The following is a 1,822-nucleotide window of genomic DNA, read 5'->3' as shown; positions in this document are numbered from 1 at the left end:
TGGTAACCGTTCAGGGGGTGCGCCTGCGGCGCACCACCCCAAGAGGAGTTTGAGGCTAAATGTGTTTGAGATATCGGCGTGAGCCAACAAGAATTTTCGCAGAAAACAATTGACTCAATAGTCAATTTTTTAGGGGCAGTTATTGTTCAGCAAGAAACTAACTATATAAAGCTAGATTAAAAATCTCTGGGTCATTTTCACTCTTCATGAGACTTCGGGAAGCAAAGAAGGAGCAGATTTACCTTCACGAGCGCTCTTGACAGCAATTGTGATAAACTCCAAGATATTACGCTCTTGAGATTTAAGTGTAGTAACCACAGTCAGCATTCGGGCCACAAAAGTACTCCCAGCTTGTGTTTGGGAACCAAAACTGGTACGTCGCCAAATCACAGCCGGACGAATCGCTCTTTCGGCGGCATTGTTGGTTGGTTCAACTCCAGGAGTGGTTACAAATAACCACATCGCACCCTCAATCTTAAGTAGTTGACGACAAGTACGAACCGTTTTCGCCAAAGGGGTTTTTTCCCTCGACGTAATCTCGTAGTTGGCGGCTTGTTGTAACAGTAATATTATTTGATAACGAATATCTTTGACTAATTCTACAAAATCACCACGCGCAAGAGTTCCATCCCTGACCCTCTGCCATAACTCGAATAACTTTTCAAGTTGTTCGACTAATTGAGTCCCTAATTCTTTCGATACCCCAGGACGTTCTGAGATTTTTATAAATTCTCTCTTAAGATGCGCCCAACATAATTGCCGACGTTCCATGTTTACCCAGTTGTATCCACCATGCCTATCTGAGGTTAAAATTCCGGCAAAGTTCTCACCCAAAAGGTTTTTAGCCGCCATCGTGCAACGAGTTAGTGAAATCTCAAAAAATGTGACTAGCGGTGTGACCGCTACCCACAGCCATGCTTGTCTTTGTTGTGGATTGCCACCATCGATATTAGCTTGATTGAAACCTGTTTCATCCGCTCCAACAACTTCCTGTTGCTGGATGTAAAGATGAGCTTCATTCACACAATCAGCAACTGCATTGCTGGCTTCTAGCCTCAGTTTGTTTACTGTTCCCAAGGAGATTGAGATCCCAAACAAGTCCGCTAGGGCGCTTTGTACCATGCGGTGGCTGTTACGGTATAATCCACTGAGTAATGCTACTGTGGCCACAACTCTCACTCCGTATCCACTTGGGTTGAAGTCGTCGGGCAATTTGGCACGAGTGGAACTTCCACATCGCTTACAGGTCAATTTGTGCAGGCGATGTTCGATGACTATTGGTTCAATTGGTGGAATCTCAACTATTTGGTGACGATATGGGTCTGGATCTTCTCCAAAAAGGCTTTCTCCACAGCAGGAGCATTTGACGGGATGATGCTCTATCACCCTTGTACATTTTTCTAATGGGTATAAGTTGCGACTTTTCCCCTCATGACCTGGCTGACCGCCTCTTTTTTTTCCAGTTTTTTTCTGTGATTTGTGACCAAATCCTGGGGGGTCACTTGAGGGTGGTGATGATGAGTTTTTTGATGTTTGATTGACTTTTTCTACTAATTGCTGCTGAACTTCGAGTAATCCAAGCCCCTGTTGTTCTAATATTTCAATGCGTTGCGCCATTAACTCCACCATTTTTTTTACACTGGCTGGAGTTTTCTCCCAATCTTCAGGAGGTATCTGCTCTATTATGGTGGCGGCCTTTTGTTTCATAAATCTTACATTAGCAGATTTTGGCGACTATTTTTGAAGCCCGCCTTTTTTCCCCAAAATCCTTACTACTCCTCTTGGGGTGGTGCGCCGCAGGCGCACCCCCTGAACGGTTACC

General features: G+C 44.7%; 1 protein-coding gene. It reads right to left on the bottom strand.

Features of this window, described 5'->3' with window-relative positions:
• Positions 1–204: 204 nt before the first annotated feature.
• On the bottom strand, positions 205–1,707 hold the full coding sequence (tnpC, locus tag LAY57_RS35485) for an IS66 family transposase (RefSeq protein WP_249072178.1): 1,503 nt from the start codon (positions 1,705–1,707) through the stop codon (positions 205–207).
• Between the last annotated feature and the right edge of the window lie 115 nt (positions 1,708–1,822).

The organism is Argonema antarcticum A004/B2 (genome assembly GCF_023333585.1).
Classification (GTDB): domain Bacteria; phylum Cyanobacteriota; class Cyanobacteriia; order Cyanobacteriales; family Aerosakkonemataceae; genus Argonema; species Argonema antarcticum.
This window is presented reverse-complemented; position numbering and strand designations above follow the sequence as displayed.